21 protein-coding genes are annotated in these 19,134 nt (G+C 68.0%); 7 read left to right on the top strand and 14 right to left on the bottom strand.

The genetic code is table 11. The features are described from left to right. Window positions 1-2: 2 nt before the first annotated feature. The 5 genes from GDJ08_RS06135 to GDJ08_RS06115 are packed head-to-tail and all read right to left on the bottom strand — an operon-like array spanning window position 3 to window position 3,098. The gene (locus GDJ08_RS06135; protein WP_153164491.1) at window positions 3-557 is read right to left on the bottom strand and encodes a PH domain-containing protein; all 555 of its coding nucleotides are present in this window, start codon (window positions 555-557) and stop codon (window positions 3-5) included. Beyond that, window positions 554-1,852 (bottom strand): alpha/beta hydrolase, encoded by a 1,299-nt coding sequence (locus GDJ08_RS06130; protein WP_153164490.1) that lies wholly within the window; start codon window positions 1,850-1,852, stop codon window positions 554-556. Before GDJ08_RS06130 ends, GDJ08_RS06135 begins: the two co-directional genes overlap by 4 nt. 1 nt (window position 1,853) lies before the next feature. Continuing rightward, complete coding sequence (locus GDJ08_RS06125; protein WP_017354939.1) at window positions 1,854-2,033, bottom strand: DUF4177 domain-containing protein; 180 nt, start codon at window positions 2,031-2,033, stop codon at window positions 1,854-1,856. After that, window positions 2,030-2,209, bottom strand: a complete 180-nt coding sequence (locus tag GDJ08_RS06120; protein ID WP_017354938.1) for a type II toxin-antitoxin system antitoxin — start codon at window positions 2,207-2,209, stop codon at window positions 2,030-2,032. Before GDJ08_RS06120 ends, GDJ08_RS06125 begins: the two co-directional genes overlap by 4 nt. Window positions 2,210-2,213: 4 nt before the next feature. Next, window positions 2,214-3,098, bottom strand: coding sequence for an SPFH domain-containing protein (locus GDJ08_RS06115; RefSeq protein WP_153164489.1), 885 nt, complete (start codon window positions 3,096-3,098; stop codon window positions 2,214-2,216). A gap of 139 nt (window positions 3,099-3,237) precedes the next feature. Here GDJ08_RS06115 and purT point away from each other — a divergent pair, with 139 nt between their 5' ends. Beyond that, window positions 3,238-4,425 (top strand): formate-dependent phosphoribosylglycinamide formyltransferase, encoded by a 1,188-nt coding sequence (purT, locus tag GDJ08_RS06110; protein WP_136006179.1) that lies wholly within the window; start codon window positions 3,238-3,240, stop codon window positions 4,423-4,425. Window positions 4,426-4,456: 31 nt separating this feature from the next. Here purT and GDJ08_RS06105 read toward each other — a convergent pair whose 3' ends face one another. Together GDJ08_RS06105 and GDJ08_RS06100 are read right to left on the bottom strand one after the other, a co-directional pair. Further along, the gene (locus tag GDJ08_RS06105; RefSeq protein WP_017354935.1) at window positions 4,457-5,662 is read right to left on the bottom strand and encodes an endonuclease/exonuclease/phosphatase family protein; all 1,206 of its coding nucleotides are present in this window, start codon (window positions 5,660-5,662) and stop codon (window positions 4,457-4,459) included. A gap of 37 nt (window positions 5,663-5,699) precedes the next feature. Continuing rightward, window positions 5,700-6,455, bottom strand: a complete 756-nt coding sequence (locus GDJ08_RS06100) for an arginyltransferase (RefSeq protein ID WP_153164488.1) — start codon at window positions 6,453-6,455, stop codon at window positions 5,700-5,702. A gap of 155 nt (window positions 6,456-6,610) precedes the next feature. Here GDJ08_RS06100 and GDJ08_RS06095 point away from each other — a divergent pair, with 155 nt between their 5' ends. Next, window positions 6,611-7,189: an EF-hand domain-containing protein gene (locus GDJ08_RS06095; protein WP_153164487.1), complete on the top strand. Its 579-nt coding sequence runs from the start codon at window positions 6,611-6,613 to the stop codon at window positions 7,187-7,189. 88 nt (window positions 7,190-7,277) lie between these two features. Here the strand turns inward: GDJ08_RS06095 and GDJ08_RS06090 are convergent, their stop codons facing one another. From GDJ08_RS06090 to GDJ08_RS06075, 4 genes are all read right to left on the bottom strand, one after another. After that, window positions 7,278-8,495, bottom strand: a complete 1,218-nt coding sequence (locus GDJ08_RS06090) for an RNA polymerase sigma factor (protein WP_026070595.1) — start codon at window positions 8,493-8,495, stop codon at window positions 7,278-7,280. A 68-nt stretch (window positions 8,496-8,563) separates the two neighbouring features. Further along, entirely contained in the window at window positions 8,564-9,070 is a 507-nt protein-coding gene (locus GDJ08_RS06085; protein WP_017354931.1) for a putative signal transducing protein, read from the bottom strand. Between the two features lie 6 nt (window positions 9,071-9,076). Next, on the bottom strand, window positions 9,077-9,985 hold the full coding sequence (gene tesB / locus GDJ08_RS06080; RefSeq protein ID WP_026070594.1) for an acyl-CoA thioesterase II: 909 nt from the start codon (window positions 9,983-9,985) through the stop codon (window positions 9,077-9,079). An 83-nt stretch (window positions 9,986-10,068) separates the two neighbouring features. Further along, a complete protein-coding gene (locus GDJ08_RS06075) occupies window positions 10,069-10,848 on the bottom strand; it encodes an enoyl-CoA hydratase/isomerase family protein (protein ID WP_017354929.1) in 780 nt (259 codons plus the stop codon). Window positions 10,849-10,882: 34 nt separating this feature from the next. On the opposite strand from GDJ08_RS06075, the gene GDJ08_RS06070 reads away from it, so the two are divergent. Beyond that, window positions 10,883-11,326 carry a copper chaperone PCu(A)C gene (locus GDJ08_RS06070; RefSeq protein ID WP_017354928.1) on the top strand — a complete coding sequence of 148 codons (444 nt, stop codon included), beginning with the start codon at window positions 10,883-10,885 and terminating at the stop codon, window positions 11,324-11,326. A 62-nt stretch (window positions 11,327-11,388) separates the two neighbouring features. On the opposite strand, the gene GDJ08_RS06065 is transcribed toward GDJ08_RS06070, so the two are convergent. Both GDJ08_RS06065 and uvrA read right to left on the bottom strand, forming a co-directional pair. Beyond that, complete coding sequence (locus GDJ08_RS06065; protein ID WP_017354927.1) at window positions 11,389-11,793, bottom strand: acyl-CoA thioesterase; 405 nt, start codon at window positions 11,791-11,793, stop codon at window positions 11,389-11,391. Next, complete coding sequence (gene uvrA, locus GDJ08_RS06060; protein ID WP_153164486.1) at window positions 11,793-14,783, bottom strand: excinuclease ABC subunit UvrA; 2,991 nt, start codon at window positions 14,781-14,783, stop codon at window positions 11,793-11,795. The genes GDJ08_RS06065 and uvrA overlap by 1 nt, the downstream gene beginning before the upstream one ends. 293 nt (window positions 14,784-15,076) lie before the next feature. Between uvrA and rplU the strand changes: the two genes are divergently transcribed. The 3 genes from rplU to obgE all read left to right on the top strand — a co-directional run bounded on the left by rplU (window position 15,077) and on the right by obgE (window position 16,918). Continuing rightward, window positions 15,077-15,394, top strand: coding sequence for a 50S ribosomal protein L21 (gene rplU / locus GDJ08_RS06055; RefSeq protein ID WP_017354925.1), 318 nt, complete (start codon window positions 15,077-15,079; stop codon window positions 15,392-15,394). A 15-nt stretch (window positions 15,395-15,409) separates the two neighbouring features. Then, window positions 15,410-15,670, top strand: a complete 261-nt coding sequence (gene rpmA, locus GDJ08_RS06050) for a 50S ribosomal protein L27 (RefSeq protein ID WP_017354924.1) — start codon at window positions 15,410-15,412, stop codon at window positions 15,668-15,670. Window positions 15,671-15,865: 195 nt separating this feature from the next. After that, window positions 15,866-16,918 (top strand): GTPase ObgE, encoded by a 1,053-nt coding sequence (gene obgE, locus GDJ08_RS06045; protein WP_017354923.1) that lies wholly within the window; start codon window positions 15,866-15,868, stop codon window positions 16,916-16,918. A gap of 199 nt (window positions 16,919-17,117) precedes the next feature. On the opposite strand, the gene rpsT is transcribed toward obgE, so the two are convergent. Beyond that, entirely contained in the window at window positions 17,118-17,387 is a 270-nt protein-coding gene (gene rpsT / locus GDJ08_RS06040) for a 30S ribosomal protein S20 (RefSeq protein WP_017354922.1), read from the bottom strand. A gap of 116 nt (window positions 17,388-17,503) precedes the next feature. On the opposite strand from rpsT, the gene murJ reads away from it, so the two are divergent. Continuing rightward, the gene (gene murJ / locus GDJ08_RS06035) at window positions 17,504-19,108 is read left to right on the top strand and encodes a murein biosynthesis integral membrane protein MurJ (RefSeq protein ID WP_153164629.1); all 1,605 of its coding nucleotides are present in this window, start codon (window positions 17,504-17,506) and stop codon (window positions 19,106-19,108) included. Window positions 19,109-19,134: the final 26 nt, after the last annotated feature.

Genomic DNA, 19,134 nt, shown 5'->3' with positions numbered 1-19,134 from the left:
GCTTAGTGCGTGGCCGCAGGCCCGGCCAGCGCCTGCAGTGCCGCCAGCAGGGCGCGGGGCTGCTCGGGGCTGAGCAGGAGCACGCTGCCGTCGTGCAGGGGGATGTGCAGCACGCGGCTGGCGTCGGTGAGCAGGCAGTACGCACGGTTGCCGTCGCGCAGCCGGTAGTGCCCGGCGTTGAAGCCGGGCACGCCGTAGCCGTTGAGCATCATCCGCGGGCGGAGCGCGTCATGTCCGGCCAGGTCCACCACCCGCGCCTTGGCCAGCATCATCGCCTGCACCGGCACCTGCCTGCGGTAGAACGCGGCCGTGACGTCCAGCGTGCTGCCCTGCAGGGTGATGCGGCGGCGGAAAAAGGCCCAGGTCAGCACCGCCAGCAGAAGCGCCAGGAACGGCACGGTCAACGCCAGTTCGTGCGTGGTGCGCTGGTCGGACTGCAGCGTGCCGACCACGATCAGCGCCGCGCAGCCGAGCAGCGGCACCCACAGCCAGAGCAGCCGCCACACCGCTGCAGGTGCCACCGCGAAGGTGCGGGCGGCAGGGAGTGCCGCGCTCACGGCTGTGCTCCGATCCATCGCGCCACATCATCAATCAGCGGCGCGGCCACGTGGCCGGGCCGGGTGTATTCCTTCGGCGATCCCGGACCTTCACCGGCGATGCCGAGGTGATTCAGTGCCGGGTAGTCGCGGAAGGTGACCGCACGTTGCCGTGCCAGCCCGCGCCTCCACAGCTGCCAGTCGGTATCGACCACCTGGAAGTCGCGCCCGCCCTGCAGCAGCAGGATCGGCTGCGCCAGGGCGCGCGCGTCGGCAACCGGATCGATCGCCTCGAACGACTGCCAGTACCGTGCCGGCTGGCCCAGCGGCAGGTCGGCGGCGTCCGTCGGTGCCGTGCCGCGCGCGGCGGCGATCTGCGCATCGAGCTTGTCCAGGAAGGCCTGCTCATCGGCACTGATCTGGCCGTCCAGGCCCAGCAGGTAGCGGTTCTGTTCGGGCAGCAGGGTGAGCAGCGAGCGCGCCGGCGCGGACCAGAGCACTACCCCGGCGACCTTGCCCGAGTGGCTGGCGATGCGCGGGGCCAGCATGCCGCCCTGGCTGTGGCCCATCACATAAAGATGCCGCGGATCGATACCGGCGGTAGCGGCCAGCGCCGCAATGGCGGCCACCGCATCGTCGGTGGTTTCATCGTCCACGGTGTAGCCGGTACCGCTGAAATCCTGCGGACGGGCGTGGGTACGCTTGTCGTAACGCAGGACCGCGATGCCCTGCGCCGCCAACCCGCGCGCCACGTCCAGGAAGGGCCGGTTGGCGCCGATGGTTTCATCGCGGTCTTGTGGACCGGAGCCATGCACCAGCACCACCGCGCGGAACGGCCCCGTGCCGGCGGGCATGGCCAGCGTGCCGGGAAGGCTGCCTCTGGTGGTGGGAATCTCCAGCGGCTGCTCGCGATAACCGGCGCCGGCAGGCACGTCCGGGGCGGGCGCCGCAGGCGTGGCGGCGGGCCGGAAGATCAGCCCGGCGACACGGCCGGCCGCATCCACGGCCACCTGCGCATCGACCGTGCCGGTGGCGAACTGCAGGGGCTGCACGATAACCTGCATGCCCTGGTGGGGGGTCACCCGCGCCGCGCCGCGGCCGCGCGGTTCGCCGAAGGACTGCCACAGCGCCTGCAGCGTGGCGGCGGGCGCGGCCTGGGCCAGTTCCGGCGTGAACAGCGCCTCGGCCGCCTGCGCATCGCCGGCCTGCAGTCGGTCCAGCACGGCAGTGGCGGTCTGTTCCGGCGGCGCGGCCGCAGCCGCCAGCGCCAGGCTGGCGAACATCAGAGCGGCGCCGCGACGGAGCGTCGTGTGCATCTCAGGCCTCCTGTTTGAAGACCAGGACCGCTGCGGTCATCGGTGCGGCCATGACGATGTTGACCAGTTCCCAGCCAAGCTGCCCATGCCGGTTCAGTTGCGTCTGCACTTCCTCGGTGTCCATCTTCCCCGACCAGCTGGGCTTCACTTCCACGGTCAGGTACTTCCAACGCTTGCTCATTCACTGTTCTCCTTGTTGGCATCCGGTTTGGGAAGGCGTCCGGCCTTGCGCAGTGCGTCGCGCAGCACGTACTCGATCTGTGCGTTGAGGCTGCGCAGCTCGTCATCGGCCCAGCGCTGCGCGGCCGCCAGCACGTCGGCGTTGATGCGCAGCGGATAGGCTTTCTTCTCGGCCATGACGTCAGTACAACGAGCCGGCGTTGACGATCGGCTGGGTGCCACGGTCCGAGCACAGCACCGTCAGCAGGTTGCTGACCATGTGCGCCTTGCGCTCTTCGTCCAGCTGCACGACGCCGTTTTTCTGCAGCTCGGCCAAGGCCATTTCGACCATGCCCACCGCACCGGCCACGATCCGCGTACGTGCGGCGATCACGGCGTTGGCCTGCTGGCGCTGCAGCATCGCCTGGGCGATTTCGGCGGCGTAGGCCAGGTGGCTGATGCGCGCGTCGAGCACCTGTACGCCGGCATCGGCCAGGCGCTCGGCCAGTTCGTCCTTGAGGTGCTGGGAGATCTCGGCGGCGTGACTGCGCAGGGAGAGCTGGCCGTCTTCATGCTGGTCGTACGGGTAGCTGGTGGCCATCGCGCGCAGGGCCGATTCGGACTGGATGTGCACGAAGCTCTCGTAGTCGTCCACGTTGTAGACCGCCTCGGAGGCGTCCACCACCTGCCAGACGATCACTGCGGCGATCTCGATCGGGCTGCCATCCAGTTCATTGACCTTCAGTTTGCCGCTTTCGAAGTTGCGCACGCGCTGGCTGACCTTTCTCTTGCTGAAGAAGGGGTTGTTCCAGCGCAGACCGTTGTCCTTGACCGTGCCGACATACTTGCCGAACAGGCTCAGCACCACGGCCTGGTTGGGCTGCACGGTGTATACGCCGGCCAGCACCAACATCGCCAAGGCACCGATGCCCAGCCCCGCGAGGATCGACAGCACCGCCAGCGCGCCGCCGGCCTGCTTCTGCTCGATGACACCGCCCACAAACAGGGCGCCGCCCAGCAGAGACGCCAGCAGCACCAGGGCGAGCAGCACCAGGCCGGACATCGAACGGATGGTTTTCTCTTTCACGGGGATCGTCCTTGGGAGGGTTGGGACTCAAAGATATCAAAATGATATCAACATGCAAGTGCCTCCTGTCCCGGGATCATCCCGTCGCCGGCCGCCACGCTCTAGAATGCCCACCCGCCCCTGATGCCCGGAAAACGCCATGACCACGCTCGGCACGCCGCTGTCTCCTTCCGCCACCCGCGTCCTGCTGCTGGGCTCGGGCGAACTGGGCAAGGAGGTCGCCATCGAGCTGCAGCGGCTGGGGGTGGAGGTGATCGCCGCCGACCGCTATGCCGATGCCCCGGCGATGCAGGTGGCGCATCGCGCGCATGTGATCGACATGCTCGATGCGATGGCGCTGCGCGCGCTGATTGCCCAGGAACAGCCGCACCTGATCGTCCCGGAGATCGAGGCCATCCACACCGAAACGCTGGTGCAGCTCGAGCAGGAGACCGGCCAGCGCGTGGTGCCCACCGCGCGCGCTGCGCGCCTGACGATGGACCGCGAAGGCATCCGTCGCCTGGCCGCCGAAACCCTGGGGCTGCCGACCTCGCCGTACCGGTTCGTCGATACCGAGGCCGAGTACCGCGCCGCCGTGGCGGCGATCGGCCTGCCGTGCGTGGTCAAACCGGTGATGTCGTCGTCGGGCAAGGGCCAGAGCACCCTGCGCAGCGAGGCCGACATCGCGCCGGCCTGGGAATACGCGCAGACCGGCGGCCGCGCCGGCGCGGGGCGCTGCATCGTCGAAGGCTTCATCGATTTCGACTACGAAATCACCCTGCTGACGGTGCGCCATGCCGGCGGCACCTCGTTCTGTGCCCCGATCGGCCACTGGCAGAAGGACGGCGACTACCGCGAAAGCTGGCAGCCGCAGCCGATGTCGCCGCGCGCGCTGGCGCGTGCCGAAGAAATCTCGCAGGCCATCACCGACGATCTCGGCGGCTGGGGCCTGTTCGGCGTGGAGCTGTTCGTGAAGGGCGACGAGGTGTGGTTCAGCGAAGTCTCGCCGCGCCCGCATGACACCGGCCTGGTCACGCTGGCCTCGCAGGAACTGAGCGAGTTCGCGCTGCACGCCCGGGCGATTCTCGGCCTGCCGATCCCGCTGATCCGCCAGAGCGGTCCGTCCGCCTCCTGCGCGATGCTGGCGCACGGCGAAGGCGTGCCCTTCTTCAGCAATGTGGATGCCGCACTGGTCCATCCCGACACGGCGCTGCGCCTGTTCGGCAAGCCCAGCGTGCATGGTCACCGCCGCGTCGGCGTCACCCTGGCGCGCGGCGCCGATATCGACGACGCACGCCGCATCGCGCGTGAGGCGGCCGACGCCATCGGGATTGAACTGCGCCCCTGACCGGGGCGCAATGAAGCGGTAGGTACGTCCCTCAGCGCACGTCCACCCACACCAGGTGGTGGTCGCTGCCATCGGCGATTTTCGCCTCCGGGTGTTCGTTGGCGGGCCAGAACACGCCGCTGCCCACGTAGCTGAAACCGACCGAGGGCAGCACGTAATCCAGGCGCATCGTGCCCGACTTCGGCCCGAAATCGCCGGTGGCATGGAACGGCGCACCCTTGCGTACGATGCCCTTGGCCGCATAGGCCAGGCTGGTCTGTTCGGCGCCTGCACTGCGCGGGGTCGGATAGCGCAGCACGCGTGCGTTCTCGATCAGCTCGACAATCGCCTCGTGGCGGCCATCGCCATCGACCGGGTCGTTGTTGAGGTCGCCCAGGATCACGAAGCGCGCGTCCTGCGCCAGGCCGCCGCACTGGCCGCGGTCGTCGCACAGCCAGGGCTTGTCGCCGGCCGACAGGTACTCCTGCCACAGGCGCAGCTCATCGTGGTTGCGCGCGGCGTTGCGCTTTTCTGGGCCATCGAACACCGGCGGTGTGGGGTGCGAGACCAGCGCGTGGACCACGCCGTTCGGCGTGGTCACCGGCACGTCCCAATGCGATTTGGAGGACAGGCGCAGCTGCGACCACACGTGGTCGTTGTAGAAGGAGGTGCCCGTCCGCGGATCGATCGGCCGCAGCGCGCCCGGCATCGTGCTCCACTTCAGCAACTGGAAGCTGCGGACCTTGTCCGCATCGATCGGGTAGCGCGACAGCACCAGCATGCCGTACTGGCCCGGGTGCAGGCCGTAGCCCCAGGCATCGTTGCCGCGGGCGCGGCCGTCGCCGCCGATCTCACCGTTGTTGTCCAGGTCCAGCCCGCTCTGTACGCCGGTGTTGACCGGGGCGAGGTAGCGGTAGGCGTAGTGCAGCGGCTCGCCGCCGCCGGGCTGGGCGGTGCCCAGGTAGCGCTGCTGGAACAGGTCGGCGGCGCGGTGGGCGTCGTCGTAGTCGAACTCGTTGAGCAGCACCAGGTCCGGGCGGACCTGCTGCAGCACTGCGGCGATCTTGCGTGCGTGCTCGCTGTCGCCTTCCAGCTCGGCGATCAGCCCGCCGGTCTCGTCGCTGTACAGCGAGGTGTTGTAGGTGGCAATCCGCAGGGGCGCGGAGGACGTGTCCGGCATGGCGGCGGTCTTGACGGGGCTCTGGGCGCAGGCGCTGCACAGCAGGGCCAGGGCAAGGATCAGGGGATGGGCTTTCATGCGCATATTCTGCACCCGACGCGATGTCAGCGGTGCGTCAGCGCCCGTCCCGGTCGTCGTCGAAATCGTGCCAGCGGCGGCCGTCGTAGGCCTCCAGCGGGCGGAAGCGGCGCTTGTAGTCCATCTTGCGGTGGTCGCGGATCCAGTAGCCCAGGTACAGGTGTGGCAACTGTTCGCGACGGGCCCAGGCGATCTGCTGCAGGATCGCGAAGGTGCCCAGGCCGCGCGCGGCCTGGTCCGGATCGAAGAAGGTGTACACCGCCGACAGCCCCTGCGCGGTGACGTCGGTGACGGCCACGCCGAGCAGGTCGCCGCGGTGCCCCGGCTGGCCCGGCCCGCGCACCTCCAGGAAGCGGCCCTGCGACCATTGCCCGATCAGGAACTGGTCGAACTCGTGCGGGCCGTGTTCGTCCATGCCGCCCTGGGCGTGGCGATGGGTCAGGTAGCGGTGGTACAGCGCGAACTGCTCGTCGGTCTGTTCGGCTGCCACGATCCGCACCTCAAGGTCGGCGTTGCGTGCCAGGCAGCGGCGCTGGCTGCGGTCCGGCGCGAAGCGCGCCACCGGGACACGCACCGCCACGCAGGCATGGCACTGCGCGCAGTGCGGGCGGTAGACCAGATCGCCCGAGCGGCGGAAGCCCCAGCTCAGCGCCATCGGGTACAGGGACCCCAGGCGTGCGTCGTGGGGGTCGAGCACCAGGTCGCGCGCGGCCCGGTCCGGCCAGTAGCCACAGGGGTGGTCGCCGGTCTGGAACAGTCGCAGCTCGTCGTCGCGGTCGCCGTATATTGCCATGCGCCCAGCATAGCGCCCGGCCGTCGCAGGCGGCGCGACTGTCTGCCAAATGAACACGGCCGCCGGGACGGTCAACCCCGACGGTGCCCGCGCGTTGTTACCGGTGTGGGTGCCCACGCACCGCACACGGATTTCCCTACGAACCGGAGTGACCCATGCGCAATCGCAACCCCCTTCTGCTGATGGCCCTGCTGATGACCACCGGTGCGACCGGTCTGGCGGTGGCCGCCGATGCCCCGACCCCGACCGGTGCGCCGGCCCGCGCCACGCTGGACACCAACGGCGACGGTTTCATCGACCGCACCGAGGCGGCCAAGGCGCCGCGTCTTGCCGCCAAGTTCGACACCCTGGACGCCAACAAGGATGGCAAGCTCTCGCGCGAAGAACTGCCGCGCTGGCATGGCAAGCGGCACGGCCGTGGCCCGGGTGGCCGCGACGACATGATGGCCAGGCTGGATACCAACAAGGACGGCCGCATCAGCCGCGAGGAGGCCAAGGCTGATCCGCGCCTGGCCGCGCGCTTCGACCAGATGGACGTCAACAAGGATGGCTACCTGGACAAGGCCGACCGCGAGTTGCGCATGAAGCAGCACCGCGATGCGTGGTTCGCTGCCGCCGACACCAACAAGGACGGCCAGATCAGCAAGGCCGAGTTCGACGCCGCCAAGGGCCCGTTCGGTGGTCCGCGCGGCGGTCACCGGGGTGACGCTCCGCCGGCACCGAAGGCCCGCTGACGCAGCGTCCGCCCATCGCAACGCACCGCCGGGCCCCGGCCCGGCACCCCACACCGCCGATCATCGACCGGCGGTGTGCTGTCCGGCCTCAGGCATGCCCCAGCCGGACGCCCCGGGCGATCACCCCGGCGATCACCACGAGCATCAGCAGGTTCACCGCCATCATCGCCTTGCCGCCGTACATCCACTGGTAGGTCCACGTTGGCCCGCTGCGTCCGTGGCGGGCGGCATCGCGGGCGATCATCGGCGCCATGATCCGCTGCAGCGGCACCAGGCACTGGTAGTTGACGACGGCCAGCCCGATCACCAGCGCGATCAGCGGCCAATACCACGTGGCCTGCAGCGCGGTCAGAACGAAAACCGCCATGCACATCAGCATGGCGGTGAAGGTGCTGTAGTGCACGAACCCGCGCACGGCCGCGCGCTCGGCATCGGTTTCCGCATAGCGCATCAGGTAGCGCCCGCCGAGGTAGCTGCCGACCACGCCGCCCACCATGCCGCCCACCGCCGCGCCCCAGTCGAAGCCACTGCCAAACAGGTGGCTCTGGCTGGCGGCGGCGCCCAGCGAGCCCATCGCCGCGCCGCCGGACAGGCTGGCACCCCCCAACCCGAGCTTGCCGGTACCGATGCCGGTGCCGATCAGGATCGCCGCACTGGCCGTGCCGGGCGCAGCGACCAGCGCCATCGACACCACCGTGGTGGCGAACGCCGCGCTGGGCGCCGAACTGCGGGCAAAGTCGCCGAAGCGGCGCAGCATCTCCTCGCGTACCGTGGCCCGCGCCCGCGACAGCCGTTTGCGCACGGCGGCATCGCTCAACCCGAGCAGGTCGGCCACCTGCTGGGAACGCTGGCCCTCGCGGTAATACAGCAGCAGCGTTTCGCGGCTGTCTTCGGGCAGCGCTGAAATGATTTCCTCGGCGGCCACTTCTTCTTCCACCCGTTGCAGGTACTCCGGCGCGCTGGGACGGGGATCGGCGGCCATGCTGATCGCCATCTCGGCCGCCTCGCCCGACAGTGGCCGGCCGCGGTTGGCGCGCAGCCAGTCGCGGGCCAGGTTGCGGGTGATCTGGCGCAGCCACGGCAGGAAGCTGGCGTGGCTGTGCAGCTGGTTGAGCTGCTGCCAGGCCTTGATGAAGGCCTCCTGCGCGATGTCCTCGCTGGCTTGCACGTCGCGGGTGATCGCCAGGGCGATCGCGGTCACCGTGTTCTGGCAGGCCAGCACGATACGGCCGTAGGACTGCTGACAGCCGCCCGCAGCGGCGGGCAGTTCGCGCTCCAGTGTGGCGGTCAACGGGTGTGGCGTCATGGCATCGGTCCCTGGGGATAGTGACATCATGACGGGGCAGGGCAGGGAATGTGACCGCCGGACGCGGCTTACGGTTGCTGTGCCGGCGTGATCCGCACGCGGACGTCTTCCTCTTCCTGTGCCGGTTGGGTGGCCGGTGCCTGCGGTGGCGCCTGCCGGGTCTGCACGGGCTCCGCCGTGGGCGCGCCACGGTGGCGCATCATCACCACCATCGCCACTGCTGCGATGACCAGCAGCAGGCCGATGCGAATGCGCCAGGCCCAGTTGCGGCGCGGCGCCACCTCGCCTACCTGGTCGCGGAAGGCGAACTCGGCGGTGGGGTGGTCGCGCCGGGTGGTTTCCAGCAGGCGTGCGTCGCGCAGGATCTCACGCGCGCGCGGCTGATCGTCGGCATGCACCACCCACAGGGTCGGGTGGGTGGACGCCTTGCTGGTGTCCAGGTAGCTGAACTGGCTGCCGCGCTTGCTGTGGTACGAGCGCCCGTTGGTGATGCGCACGTCGATGCCCGCATCGCGCAGCAGCTGGGCCACGCCTTCCACGGTTTCCACGCGCTGGCTGCTGAAAATCTGACGCATATCGAATTAGTCCTTGGCCGGGACGGCGGCGGCCGCGGCACTGTCGGTGACCACGCGGATCAGCCCTTCCTGCGCGGTGCTGGCGACCAGTACACCGTCGCGGGTGAAGAACTGGCCACGGGCCAGGCCGCGCGAATCCTGCGCGCTGGGGCTGTCCAGCGAATACAGCAGCCAGTCGTCGGCGCGGAACGGGCGGTGGAACCAGATGGCGTGGTCAAGCGAGGCCATCTGCACGTGTGGCTGGTAATAGCTGATGCCGTGCGGGAACGTGGCCGTGCCGAGCAGGTGGAAGTCCGAGGCATAGGCCAGCAGGGCCTGATGCAGCTCGGGGGCATCGCCCACGGTTTCGTTCAACCGCAGCCACACCTGGTGGTAGGGCGGCCGCTTGGGCGGGTTGAGTTCGTCGCGCGGGTACACGTGGCGGAACTCGAACGGGCCGCCGCGCGACAGCCAGCGCTGGACCTTGATCGGCAGGCGTTCGAGCACCTCCGGCGGCAGCGGGCGGTTGGGTTCGATGTCTTCAGGTTGCGGCACTTCCGGCATCTTGTGCTGATGCTCGGCACCGCTCTCGGCCTGCTGGAACGAGGCCGCGCAGAAGAAAATGACCTTGCCGTGCTGGATCGCGGTGACCCGGCGCACCGAGAAGCTGCCGCCATCGCGGGTGCGGTCCACGTCGTAGACGATGGGGTGGTCGATGTTGCCGGCACGCAGGAAATAGGCGTGCAGTGAATGCACGTGGCGGCCGTTGTCCACCGTGGCCTGAGCGGCCGACAGCGCCTGGCCCAGCACCTGCCCACCGAACACATACTTTGTGCCGATGTCGCGGCTCTGGCCGCGGAACAGGTTGTCTTCCAGGCGTTCGAGCGTGAGCAGGTCGATCAGCTCGGAAACGACGGGTTCGTGCGTGTCGGACAAGGGAGGCAACCAGCAGAGGGGGGCGAACCCGAATTATAGGGCAGCGCCGGCCGCTGGCCGGCATGACGGCCCCCGCGTGCTGGTCAGGCCTTGCCCAGCCGGGCGACCAGGGTCTGGAGTGCCTGCTGGGCGTCCGGGGCGTACCAGGCCTCCACGAAGCGGTCCAGCTGGATCAGGTCAGGATGCAGCGCTTCATGCAGATCGGTGCGTGCGATGGCGCGGGTGAGCAGCATCGGCTGGCGCGGCAGCTTCAGCAGGCGCTGCAGCCAGGCCACCGCGCGCGGCACCACCTGCGGTGCGTCGGCCAGTTCGTCCACCAGGCCGATGGCCAGCGCGCGCTCGGCCGGCACCATCTCCCCGCCGATCAGCAACTGGGTGGCGCGGTGATGGCCCACCACGCGACGCATCAGGCGCTGGATGCCTTCCGGCGCCACCAGGCCGACCTGCACCTCGTTCAGTCCGATCACCGTCGGCTGGGCCGGGTCCGCGCTGCGCGCCAGCACCCGGTAGTCGCAGCACAGGGCCAGCACGCAACCGCCGGCCGGCGCATGCCCGGTCAGTGCCGCCACCACCGGTACGCGGCATTCGGCCAGGGTGCGCACCGCGCCGAAGAACGCCTGCCAGCTGTCCAGCAGCTTGTGCCTGTCCTCACCGTGGCCGAGCAGGTGCGGCACATCCATGCCGGCGCTGAAGATGCGCTCGCTGCCGGACAGCACGATGCCGTGCACATCGTCGGTCATGGCCTGGTTGACCGCATGGATCAGGTGACGGCACAGCTCGGTGTCCAGTGCGTTCACCGGCGGGCGTGCCAGCCGCAGCTCGCGGATGGGGCCGTGGTTGATCACCTCGATAAGCGTCGTCATGCTGCGATCTCGTTGCGGACAGGGAACTGAGGCGATGATAACCAAACCATTCGTGTGCGTATTGTTGGGCCTGTGTGCGTTCGCAGCATCGGCCGCGGCGGCCGAACCTGCGTGCGTGACCGTGCGTGAGGGCTGGGTGCGCCTGCCGCCGGGCGCGATGCCGATGGCGGCCGGCTACGGGCGGATCCGCAATGACTGCCCGAACGCCGTGGTGGTGGTCGGCGCGGGCAGCCGGGCATTCGGCGATGTGTCGCTGCATGAAACCACCCTGGTCAATGGCGTCAGCCGGATGCGCGAGGTCGAGCGGATGCCGATCGCACCGGGCGCCACGGTGGACCTGAAACCCGGTGGCCTGCACCTGATGCTGATGCAGCCTGCCATCGCCCTGAAGGAAGGCGGGCAGGTCCCGCTGCGGCTGAGCCTGGAAGACGGCCGCAAGGTGGACGCCACCCTGCAGGTGCGCAGAGCGACGCCCTGACAACGCGCGGCACTGATGGGGGCCGGATAGGCGGATCAACCGCAGCCGGGTGGAACCCGGCGCTACGAGGCGTTGCGGATCGCATCCGGCAGGGGCGCGCTTTTGCCGGTCTGAGTGTCCATCCACACCACCACCACGTTGCCATCCGAATACAGGCGGGTGTCGTCCTGCTGGTCCACGATGCGATGTCCGATGGTGATGCTGCTGTTGCCCAGCCGCTCCACGAACAGTTCCACCACAATGTCGTTGGGCCACACGATCGGCAGGCGGTAATTGACGTTGGTGGCCGCCACCACGGGGGCGATGCGGTCGGTCATCGATACGCCGTCCACGCCCAGCATCCAGCGCACGCGCGCCTCCTCCAGATAGGAGATGTACTTGGCGTTGTTGACGTGGCCCATGCTGTCCATGTCGCGCCAGCGCACGCTGATCGGTACGCGGGCAAGAATGGTGTGGTCGGTGCTCATCAGGCGTCCTTCTTCTTGCGGGTGGTGCCGGTCTTGCTGGCCTTGCCGGTACTCTTGGCAGCGGCCGCCTTCCTGGCCGGCTTTTCCGGCTTGACCTTGCGGGGAGGGCGGGCGTCAGGCTTGTTGGCCACGGCGGCCGGGCGCTCCGGGCGCGCAGTGATCGAGGGCAGCATCTTGGCCAGGAACTGGCCGGTGTACGAAGCCGGGTGCGCGGCCACGTCTTCCGGCGTGCCGGTGACCAGGATGGTGCCACCGCGGTGGCCGCCCTCCGGACCCAGATCGACGATCCAGTCGGCGGTCTTGATCACATCCAGGTTGTGCTCGATCACCACCACCGTGTTGCCCTCGTCGCGCAGCTTGTGCAGCACGCCAAGCAGCGCTTCGATGTCGTGGAAGTGCAGGCCGGTGGTCGGCTCGTCGAGGATGTACAGGGTGCGGCCGGTATCGCGCCGCGAGAGTTCCTTGGACAGCTTCACGCGCTGCGCTTCACCGCCGGAGAGGGTGGTCGCGCTCTGGCCCAGCTTGATGTAGCTCAGGCCCACATCGACCAGCGTTTCCAGCTTGCGTGCGATGGACGGCACCGGCTCGAACAGCTTCAGCGCATCTTCGACGGTCATCTGCAGCACGTCGTTGATGTTGTAGCCCTTGTACAGGATCTCCAGCGTTTCGCGGTTGTAGCGCTTGCCGTGGCACACATCGCAGGGCACGTACACGTCCGGCAGGAAGTGCATTTCCACCTTGATCAGGCCATCGCCCTGGCAGGCTTCGCAGCGGCCGCCGCGGACGTTGAAGCTGAAGCGCCCCGGCGAATAGCCGCGCGCACGCGCTTCGGGCACCTGCGCGTACAGCTCGCGCAGCGGGGTGAACAGACCGGTGTAGGTGGCCGGGTTCGAGCGCGGCGTGCGGCCGATCGGCGACTGGTCGATGTCCACCACCTTGTCGAACAGGTCCAGCCCGTCGACCTCCTTGTACGGCGCGATCGGGTGTGAGGCACCGTTGATCTCGTTGGCGGCCAGCGAGAACAGGGTGTCGTTGATCAGCGTCGACTTGCCCGAGCCGGACACGCCGGTAATGCAGGTCAGCAGACCCGACGGAATGTCCAGGTCCACGCCCTTGAGATTGTTGCCGCTGGCACCGCGCAGGTGCAGCGTCATCTTCGGGTTGGGCTTGTGCCGGCGCGCCGGAATCTCGATGGCGCGCTTGCCCGACAGGTACTGGCCGGTGAGCGAGCGCGGTGCATCCAGGATGTCCTGCAGCGTGCCCTGGCCGACGATCTCGCCGCCGTGCACGCCCGCGCCCGGGCCGATGTCCAGCACGTAATCGGCCAGGCGGATGGCGTCTTCGTCATGCTCGACCACGATCACCGTGTTGCCCAGGTCGCGCAGGCGGGTGAGGGTGCCGAGCAGGCGTTCGTTGTCGCGCTGGTGCAGGCCGATGGACGGCTCGTCGAGCACGTACATCACGCCGACCAGGCCCGCACCGATCTGGCTGGCCAGCCGGATGCGCTGGGCTTCGCCACCGGACAGAGTGTCGGCCTTGCGCTCCAGGGTGAGGTAATCCAGGCCCACATCGACCAGGAAGCCCAGCCGCTCGCCGATCTCCTTGACGATCTTGCCGGCGATCTCGCCACGCCATCCCGGCAGGCTCATGCCGCTGAAGAACTTCAGCGCCTCGTCGATCGGCAGCACCACCAGTTCCGGCAGCGCACGGTCGGCCACGAACACATGGCGGGCGGCCTTGTTCAGGCGCGCGCCGTGGCACTCGGGGCAGTCGCGTTCGCTGATGTACTTGGCCAGTTCCTCGCGCACCGCCGCCGATTCGGTTTCCTTGTAGCGGCGCTCGAGATTGGGAATGATGCCCTCGAAGCGGTGCTTGCGCTGGGTGCGCCCGCCGGCCTCGGTGAAGTAGGTGAAGGTGATGGTCTCCTCGCCGCTGCCGTACAGCACGGCCTGGCGCACATCCTCGGGCAGGCTCTGCCACGGCGCGTCCACGTCGAACCTGTAGTGCTTGGCCAGCGAGGCGATCAGCTGGAAGTAATAGGCATTGCGGCGGTCCCAGCCGCGCACGGCGCCGGCCGACAGCGACAGCTCCGGGTGCACCACCACGCGCGAGGGATCGAAGAACTCGGCCATGCCCAGGCCGTCGCAGCCGGGGCAGGCGCCCACCGGCGAGTTGAACGAGAACAGGCGCGGTTCCAGCTCCGGCAGCGAGTAATCGCAGACCGGACAGCTGTACTTGGACGAGAACAGATGGGCCGGCGCGTCTTCGACATCCAGCGACTGCACCGAGACCATGCCGTCGCCGAGCTTGAGCGCGGTTTCAAAGCTCTCGGCCAGGCGCTGCTTGATGTCCTCGCGCGGGCGGAAGCGGTCGATCACCGCTTCGATGGTGTGCTTCTGGCGCAGCGCCAGCGGCGGCACCGCATCGATTTCATGCAGCACGCCGTCCACGCGCACGCGCACGAACCCCTGCGCGCGCAACTGGTCGAACACCTGGGCATGCTCGCCCTTGCGTTCGCGGATCACCGGGGCCAGCAGCATGTAGCGCTGTTCCTGGTCCAGGGTCAGAACGTGATCGACCATCTGGCTGACCGTCTGCGCTTCCAGCGGGTAGCCGTGGTCGGGGCAGCGCGGGCTGCCGACACGGGCGTACAGCAGACGCAGGTAGTCGTAGATCTCGGTGATCGTGCCGACGGTCGAACGCGGGTTGTGCGACGTCGACTTCTGCTCGATCGAGATCGCCGGGGACAGACCCTCGATGTGGTCCAGGTCCGGCTTCTCCATCACGCTCAGGAACTGCCGGGCATAGGCCGACAGCGACTCCACGTAGCGGCGTTGGCCTTCGGCGTAGATCGTGTCGAACGCCAGCGAGGACTTGCCCGAGCCGGACAGGCCGGTGATGACGATGAGCTTGTCGCGGGGCAGGTCGAGATCGATGTTCTTGAGATTGTGCGTCCGCGCGCCGCGGATGCGGATGAAATCCATCGCCATGGGGGATCCGTTGTGGGGCTTCGACCCGGGGGTCGGCAAGCGGGTGGGGCAAGCGGAGACGGCAATCGGTCAGCCTACCGAGCTTGGGATTTGGGGGCAATCGGCGACATTGCCAGCCCCGTGTCTCATTCCCTGAGACCGGCCGGGCCTCAACCTGAACGGGGTTCAGGCGATTGCGCCCCAGACCCGGGGGTGGGTTGACCCGGGCCGGGGTGAGTCATTAAAATTCCGCTTCTGTCCGCCCTCGATGGCGGCAGTCCATAGACCACAATAACTACAGAGGAAGTCTGGTCATGTACGCAGTACTGGTAACCGGCGGTAAGCAATACCGCGTGGCGCAGGGCGAAACGCTCCGCGTTGAAAAGCTCGATGTCGACGTTGGCAACGAGATCAAGTTCGACAACATCCTGATGCTGGGCGACAGCGATGGCATCAAGCTGGGCGACGCACTGAGCGGCGCTTCGGTCACCGCCAAGGTCGTGTCCCAGGGTCGTGCCGACAAGGTCCGGATCATCAAGTTCCGTCGCCGTAAGCACCACATGAAGCGCCAGGGTCACCGTCAGTACTACACCGAAATCGAGATCACCGGCATCGCCGGTGGCAGCAAGTAATAAGGAGAAGCAGTCATGGCACATAAAAAGGGCGTAGGCTCATCGCGCAACGGTCGCGACTCCAACCCGAAGTACCTCGGCGTCAAGATCTTCGGTGGCCAGGCCATCGATGCCGGCAACATCATCGTGCGTCAGCGCGGCACCCAGTTCCACCCGGGTTCCGGCGTTGGCCTGGGCCGTGACCACACCCTGTTCGCGCTGATCGACGGCAAGGTGGAGTTCTCGGTGAAGGGCCCGAAGAAGCGTCGTACCGTCAGCGTCGTCGCCGAAGCCTGATCTTCGCGACACGCAGGCGCCCACGCCTCGGCGTGGGGCCGCTGACGAAAGCCCCGCTTCGGCGGGGTTTTTGTTTTTGTTGAACGCATACCGGGCGGGATCCTTCCCGCCGCCGTCCCTGGATCGTACCGGGGACGTTAGACTCTGCGGTCGGGCGCATCCGCTGCCCGCCGCCTCCAGTTGGCATCCAGAATCATGAAACTTGTAGACGAAGCAGAAATCCAGGTCACCGCCGGCAATGGCGGCAACGGCTGCGTCGGTTTCCGTCGCGAGAAGTTCATTCCGCTGGGCGGCCCGGACGGCGGTGATGGCGGCAACGGCGGCAGCGTGTGGATCCGCGCCGACGAAAACCTCAACACCCTGGTGGACTTCCGCCACGAGCGCATCTTCAAGGCGCAGCGCGGCGAGAACGGGATGGGCCGCCAAGCCTATGGCAAGGGCGGCGAAGACCTGGTCATCACCGTGCCGGTCGGCACCGTGGTCATCAACGTCAGCACCGACGAAGTGATCGGCGATCTGACCGGGCATGGCGATCGCCTGCTGGTGGCCAAGGGGGGCAAGGGCGGCCTGGGCAACATGCACTTCAAGAGCTCCACCAACCGTTCGCCGCGCCAGGCGCTGCCGGGCGAGGAGGGCGAGGAGCGTCTGCTCAAGCTGGAGCTGAAGCTGCTGGCCGACGTTGGCCTGCTCGGCTTCCCGAACGCCGGCAAGAGCACCCTGATCCGTGCGGTGTCCGCGGCGACCCCGAAGGTGGCGGACTATCCGTTCACGACCCTGTATCCGAATCTGGGCGTGGTCCGGGTCGAGAATTACCGCAGCTTCGTGATCGCCGACATTCCCGGCCTGATCGAAGGGGCGGCCGATGGCGCTGGCCTGGGTGCGCAGTTCCTGCGCCACCTGCAGCGCACCCGCCTGCTGCTGCACCTCGTGGACATCTCCCCGATGGAAGGCGGCGTGGAGGGCGTGTCGCCGATCGAGCAGGTGCGCGCGATCGAGCGTGAGCTGGAGAAGCACGATCCGGAGCTGCTGCAGAAGCCGCGCTGGCTGGTGCTCAACAAGGCCGACCTGATGTTCGAGGACGAGGCCAAGGCCGCCGCCGAGAAGATCATCGCCGAGCTGGGCTGGACCCAGCCGTGGTACCTGGTCTCGGCACTGGGTCGTGAAGGCACCTGGCCGATCATGACCAACATCATGGCCTTCTTCGACCGCCAGAAGGAAGACGAGGCGCAAGCGCGCGATGCGTACTGAGCGCATCCGCGCGCCCCTGAACAACCCGGCTTCGGCCGGGTTTTTCTGTGGTGCCGCCGGTATCCCGCGCCGCACTGCCGGGCGCTGTGCGGTCCGCGGCGCGCACGCCGCACGTGGATGCCGCCCAACAAAAAACCCGGCCAGGGCCGGGCTTTTCTGTACCGCCGAAAGCAGGGCTTCCGGCAGTCACTTCGCCGTATCAGGCGGCCTTGAGGGCCTTGATGCGCGCGGTCAGGCGGCTCTTGTGGCGAGCGGCCTTGTTCTTGTGGATCAGACCACGCGAGCTGAAACGGTCGAGGATCGGCTGGGCGACGGCAAAGGCTGCCTCGGCGCCGGCGGCGTCATTGGCATCCAGAGCCTTGATCACCTTCTTGACAGCGGTGCGCAGCATCGAACGCTGAGCCGTATTGCGCGCGTTGCGCACGACGGTCTGCTTGGCGCGCTTCTTGGCGGACTTGATATTGGCCACAGTGGTGGTTTCCTGAAAAATCGGTGTAATGGGAACAGCAAGCTGGAAAGTATGATGGCTCGAAAAATGTACGTCAAGTCAATTGTCAAGAGGGAACACGGGTGAGTTCACCGAAGATGTTGCGGGGCCTGCTGTCGTTCAGCAGCATGACCATGATTTCGCGCGTACTGGGGTTGGTACGCGACCTGGCCGTGACCACCACGTTCGGCACCAATGCGGTGACCGACGCCTTCTGGGTCGCCTTCCGGGTGCCCAATTTCCTGCGCCGGCTGTTCGCGGAGGGCTCGTTCGCCACCGCCTTCGTGCCGGTGTTCACGGAGGTGAAGGAAACCCGTCCGCATGCCGAGCTGCGCGAGCTGATGTCGCGGGTGGCCGGTACCCTGGGCGGGGTGCTGCTGCTGGTGACTGCGCTGGCGCTGATCTTCGCCCCGCAGCTGGCCACACTGTTCTCCAGCGGCGTCGAGACCGATCCGGCCAAGCACGGGCTGCTGGTGGACCTGTTCCGGCTGACCTTTCCGTTCCTGCTGTTCGTCTCGCTGACGGCCCTGGCCGGCGGGGCGCTGAACAGCTTCCAGCGCTTCGCGATGCCGGCGCTGACCCCGGTCATCCTCAACCTGTGCATGATCGCCGGCGCGCTGTGGCTGGCGCCGCGGCTGGGTGGCACCCCCGAAAAGCAGATCCTGGCCCTGGGTTGGGCCGTGCTGGCGGCGGGTCTGCTGCAGCTGCTGTTCCAGTTGCCCTCGCTGAAGGGCATCAACCTGCTCACGCTGCCGCGCTGGGGCTGGACCCATCCCGGCGTGCGCAAGGTGCTGACCCTGATGGTGCCGACCCTGTTCGGCTCCTCCGTGGCCCAGATCAACCTGCTGCTGGACACCGTGATCGCGGCCAAGCTCACCGACGGTTCGCAGTCTTGGCTGTCCCTGGCCGACCGCTTCCTGGAACTGCCGCTGGGCGTGTTCGGGGTGGCGCTGGGCACGGTGATCCTGCCCGCGCTGGCCCGCCATCACGTCAGTACCGACAAGGCAGGCTTCTCCAATGCCCTGGACTGGGGCCTGCGCACCACGCTGCTGATCGCGGTGCCGGCCATGCTTGGCCTGCTGCTGCTGGCCGAACCGCTGATCGCCACGCTGTTCCAGCACGGCCAGTTCACCCCGTTCGACACCCGGATGACCGCATTGTCGGTGTACGGACTGAGCCTGGCCCTGCCGGCGTTCGCCCTGCTCAAAGTGGTCCTGCCGGCGTTCTACGCCCGGCAGGACACGAGCACCCCGGTGCGTGCCGGCCTGGTCGCCCTGGTGGCCAACATGGTCTTCAATTTCGCGCTGCTGGCGGTGCTGTACCAGGTAATGGTGCCGGAGGCGCTGAAGGCGCAGGGGGTCTGGGTGGCGCTGGGCAAGCAGCCCGGCCTGCACCTGGCCCTGGGCATCGCCAGCGCGCTGTCCAGTTACCTGAACCTTGGCCTGCTCTGGTACTGGCTGGGCAAGACCCGGGTGTACCAGCCGCGGCCGGGCTGGGTGGGCTATGTCACGAAGCTGGGCCTGGCCTGCGCGGCGATGGTGGCGGTGCTGCTGGGCCTGCTGCAGCTGATGTCCGACTTCACCGAGATGGACAAGTGGCACCGCATCGGCAACCTGGCCGCGCTGGTCGGCGGCGGTGGTCTGACCTATCTGCTGGCCCTGGTGGCGATGGGCTTCCGCCCGCGTCACCTGCGCGAGCATTGATCCGGCGGGCACCCGGCTATACTTCA

The sequence above is a fragment of the Stenotrophomonas nematodicola genome (assembly GCF_009467805.1).
In the GTDB taxonomy this organism is placed as follows: domain Bacteria; phylum Pseudomonadota; class Gammaproteobacteria; order Xanthomonadales; family Xanthomonadaceae; genus Stenotrophomonas; species Stenotrophomonas nematodicola.
Note: the sequence above shows the minus strand (reverse complement) of the source record. Positions and strands in the feature narration are given on the sequence as shown.

What these genes read in the sequence shown, in the direction of transcription:
- GDJ08_RS06075 (WP_017354929.1), bottom strand. Translation starts at nt 10,848, where the DNA reads ATGACGACGCTTATCGAGGTGATCAACCACGGCCCCATCCGCGAGCTG.
- GDJ08_RS06130 (WP_153164490.1), bottom strand. Translation starts at nt 1,852, where the DNA reads ATGCACACGACGCTCCGTCGCGGCGCCGCTCTGATGTTCGCCAGCCTG.
- obgE (WP_017354923.1), top strand. Translation starts at nt 15,866, where the DNA reads ATGAAACTTGTAGACGAAGCAGAAATCCAGGTCACCGCCGGCAATGGC.
- purT (WP_136006179.1), top strand. Translation starts at nt 3,238, where the DNA reads ATGACCACGCTCGGCACGCCGCTGTCTCCTTCCGCCACCCGCGTCCTG.
- rplU (WP_017354925.1), top strand. Translation starts at nt 15,077, where the DNA reads ATGTACGCAGTACTGGTAACCGGCGGTAAGCAATACCGCGTGGCGCAG.
- GDJ08_RS06095 (WP_153164487.1), top strand. Translation starts at nt 6,611, where the DNA reads ATGCGCAATCGCAACCCCCTTCTGCTGATGGCCCTGCTGATGACCACC.
- GDJ08_RS06085 (WP_017354931.1), bottom strand. Translation starts at nt 9,070, where the DNA reads ATGCGTCAGATTTTCAGCAGCCAGCGCGTGGAAACCGTGGAAGGCGTG.
- GDJ08_RS06125 (WP_017354939.1), bottom strand. Translation starts at nt 2,033, where the DNA reads ATGAGCAAGCGTTGGAAGTACCTGACCGTGGAAGTGAAGCCCAGCTGG.
- uvrA (WP_153164486.1), bottom strand. Translation starts at nt 14,783, where the DNA reads ATGGCGATGGATTTCATCCGCATCCGCGGCGCGCGGACGCACAATCTC.
- GDJ08_RS06120 (WP_017354938.1), bottom strand. Translation starts at nt 2,209, where the DNA reads ATGGCCGAGAAGAAAGCCTATCCGCTGCGCATCAACGCCGACGTGCTG.
- GDJ08_RS06070 (WP_017354928.1), top strand. Translation starts at nt 10,883, where the DNA reads ATGATAACCAAACCATTCGTGTGCGTATTGTTGGGCCTGTGTGCGTTC.
- rpmA (WP_017354924.1), top strand. Translation starts at nt 15,410, where the DNA reads ATGGCACATAAAAAGGGCGTAGGCTCATCGCGCAACGGTCGCGACTCC.
- GDJ08_RS06090 (WP_026070595.1), bottom strand. Translation starts at nt 8,495, where the DNA reads ATGACGCCACACCCGTTGACCGCCACACTGGAGCGCGAACTGCCCGCC.
- GDJ08_RS06100 (WP_153164488.1), bottom strand. Translation starts at nt 6,455, where the DNA reads ATGGCAATATACGGCGACCGCGACGACGAGCTGCGACTGTTCCAGACC.
- GDJ08_RS06065 (WP_017354927.1), bottom strand. Translation starts at nt 11,793, where the DNA reads ATGAGCACCGACCACACCATTCTTGCCCGCGTACCGATCAGCGTGCGC.
- murJ (WP_153164629.1), top strand. Translation starts at nt 17,504, where the DNA reads ATGTTGCGGGGCCTGCTGTCGTTCAGCAGCATGACCATGATTTCGCGC.
- GDJ08_RS06105 (WP_017354935.1), bottom strand. Translation starts at nt 5,662, where the DNA reads ATGAAAGCCCATCCCCTGATCCTTGCCCTGGCCCTGCTGTGCAGCGCC.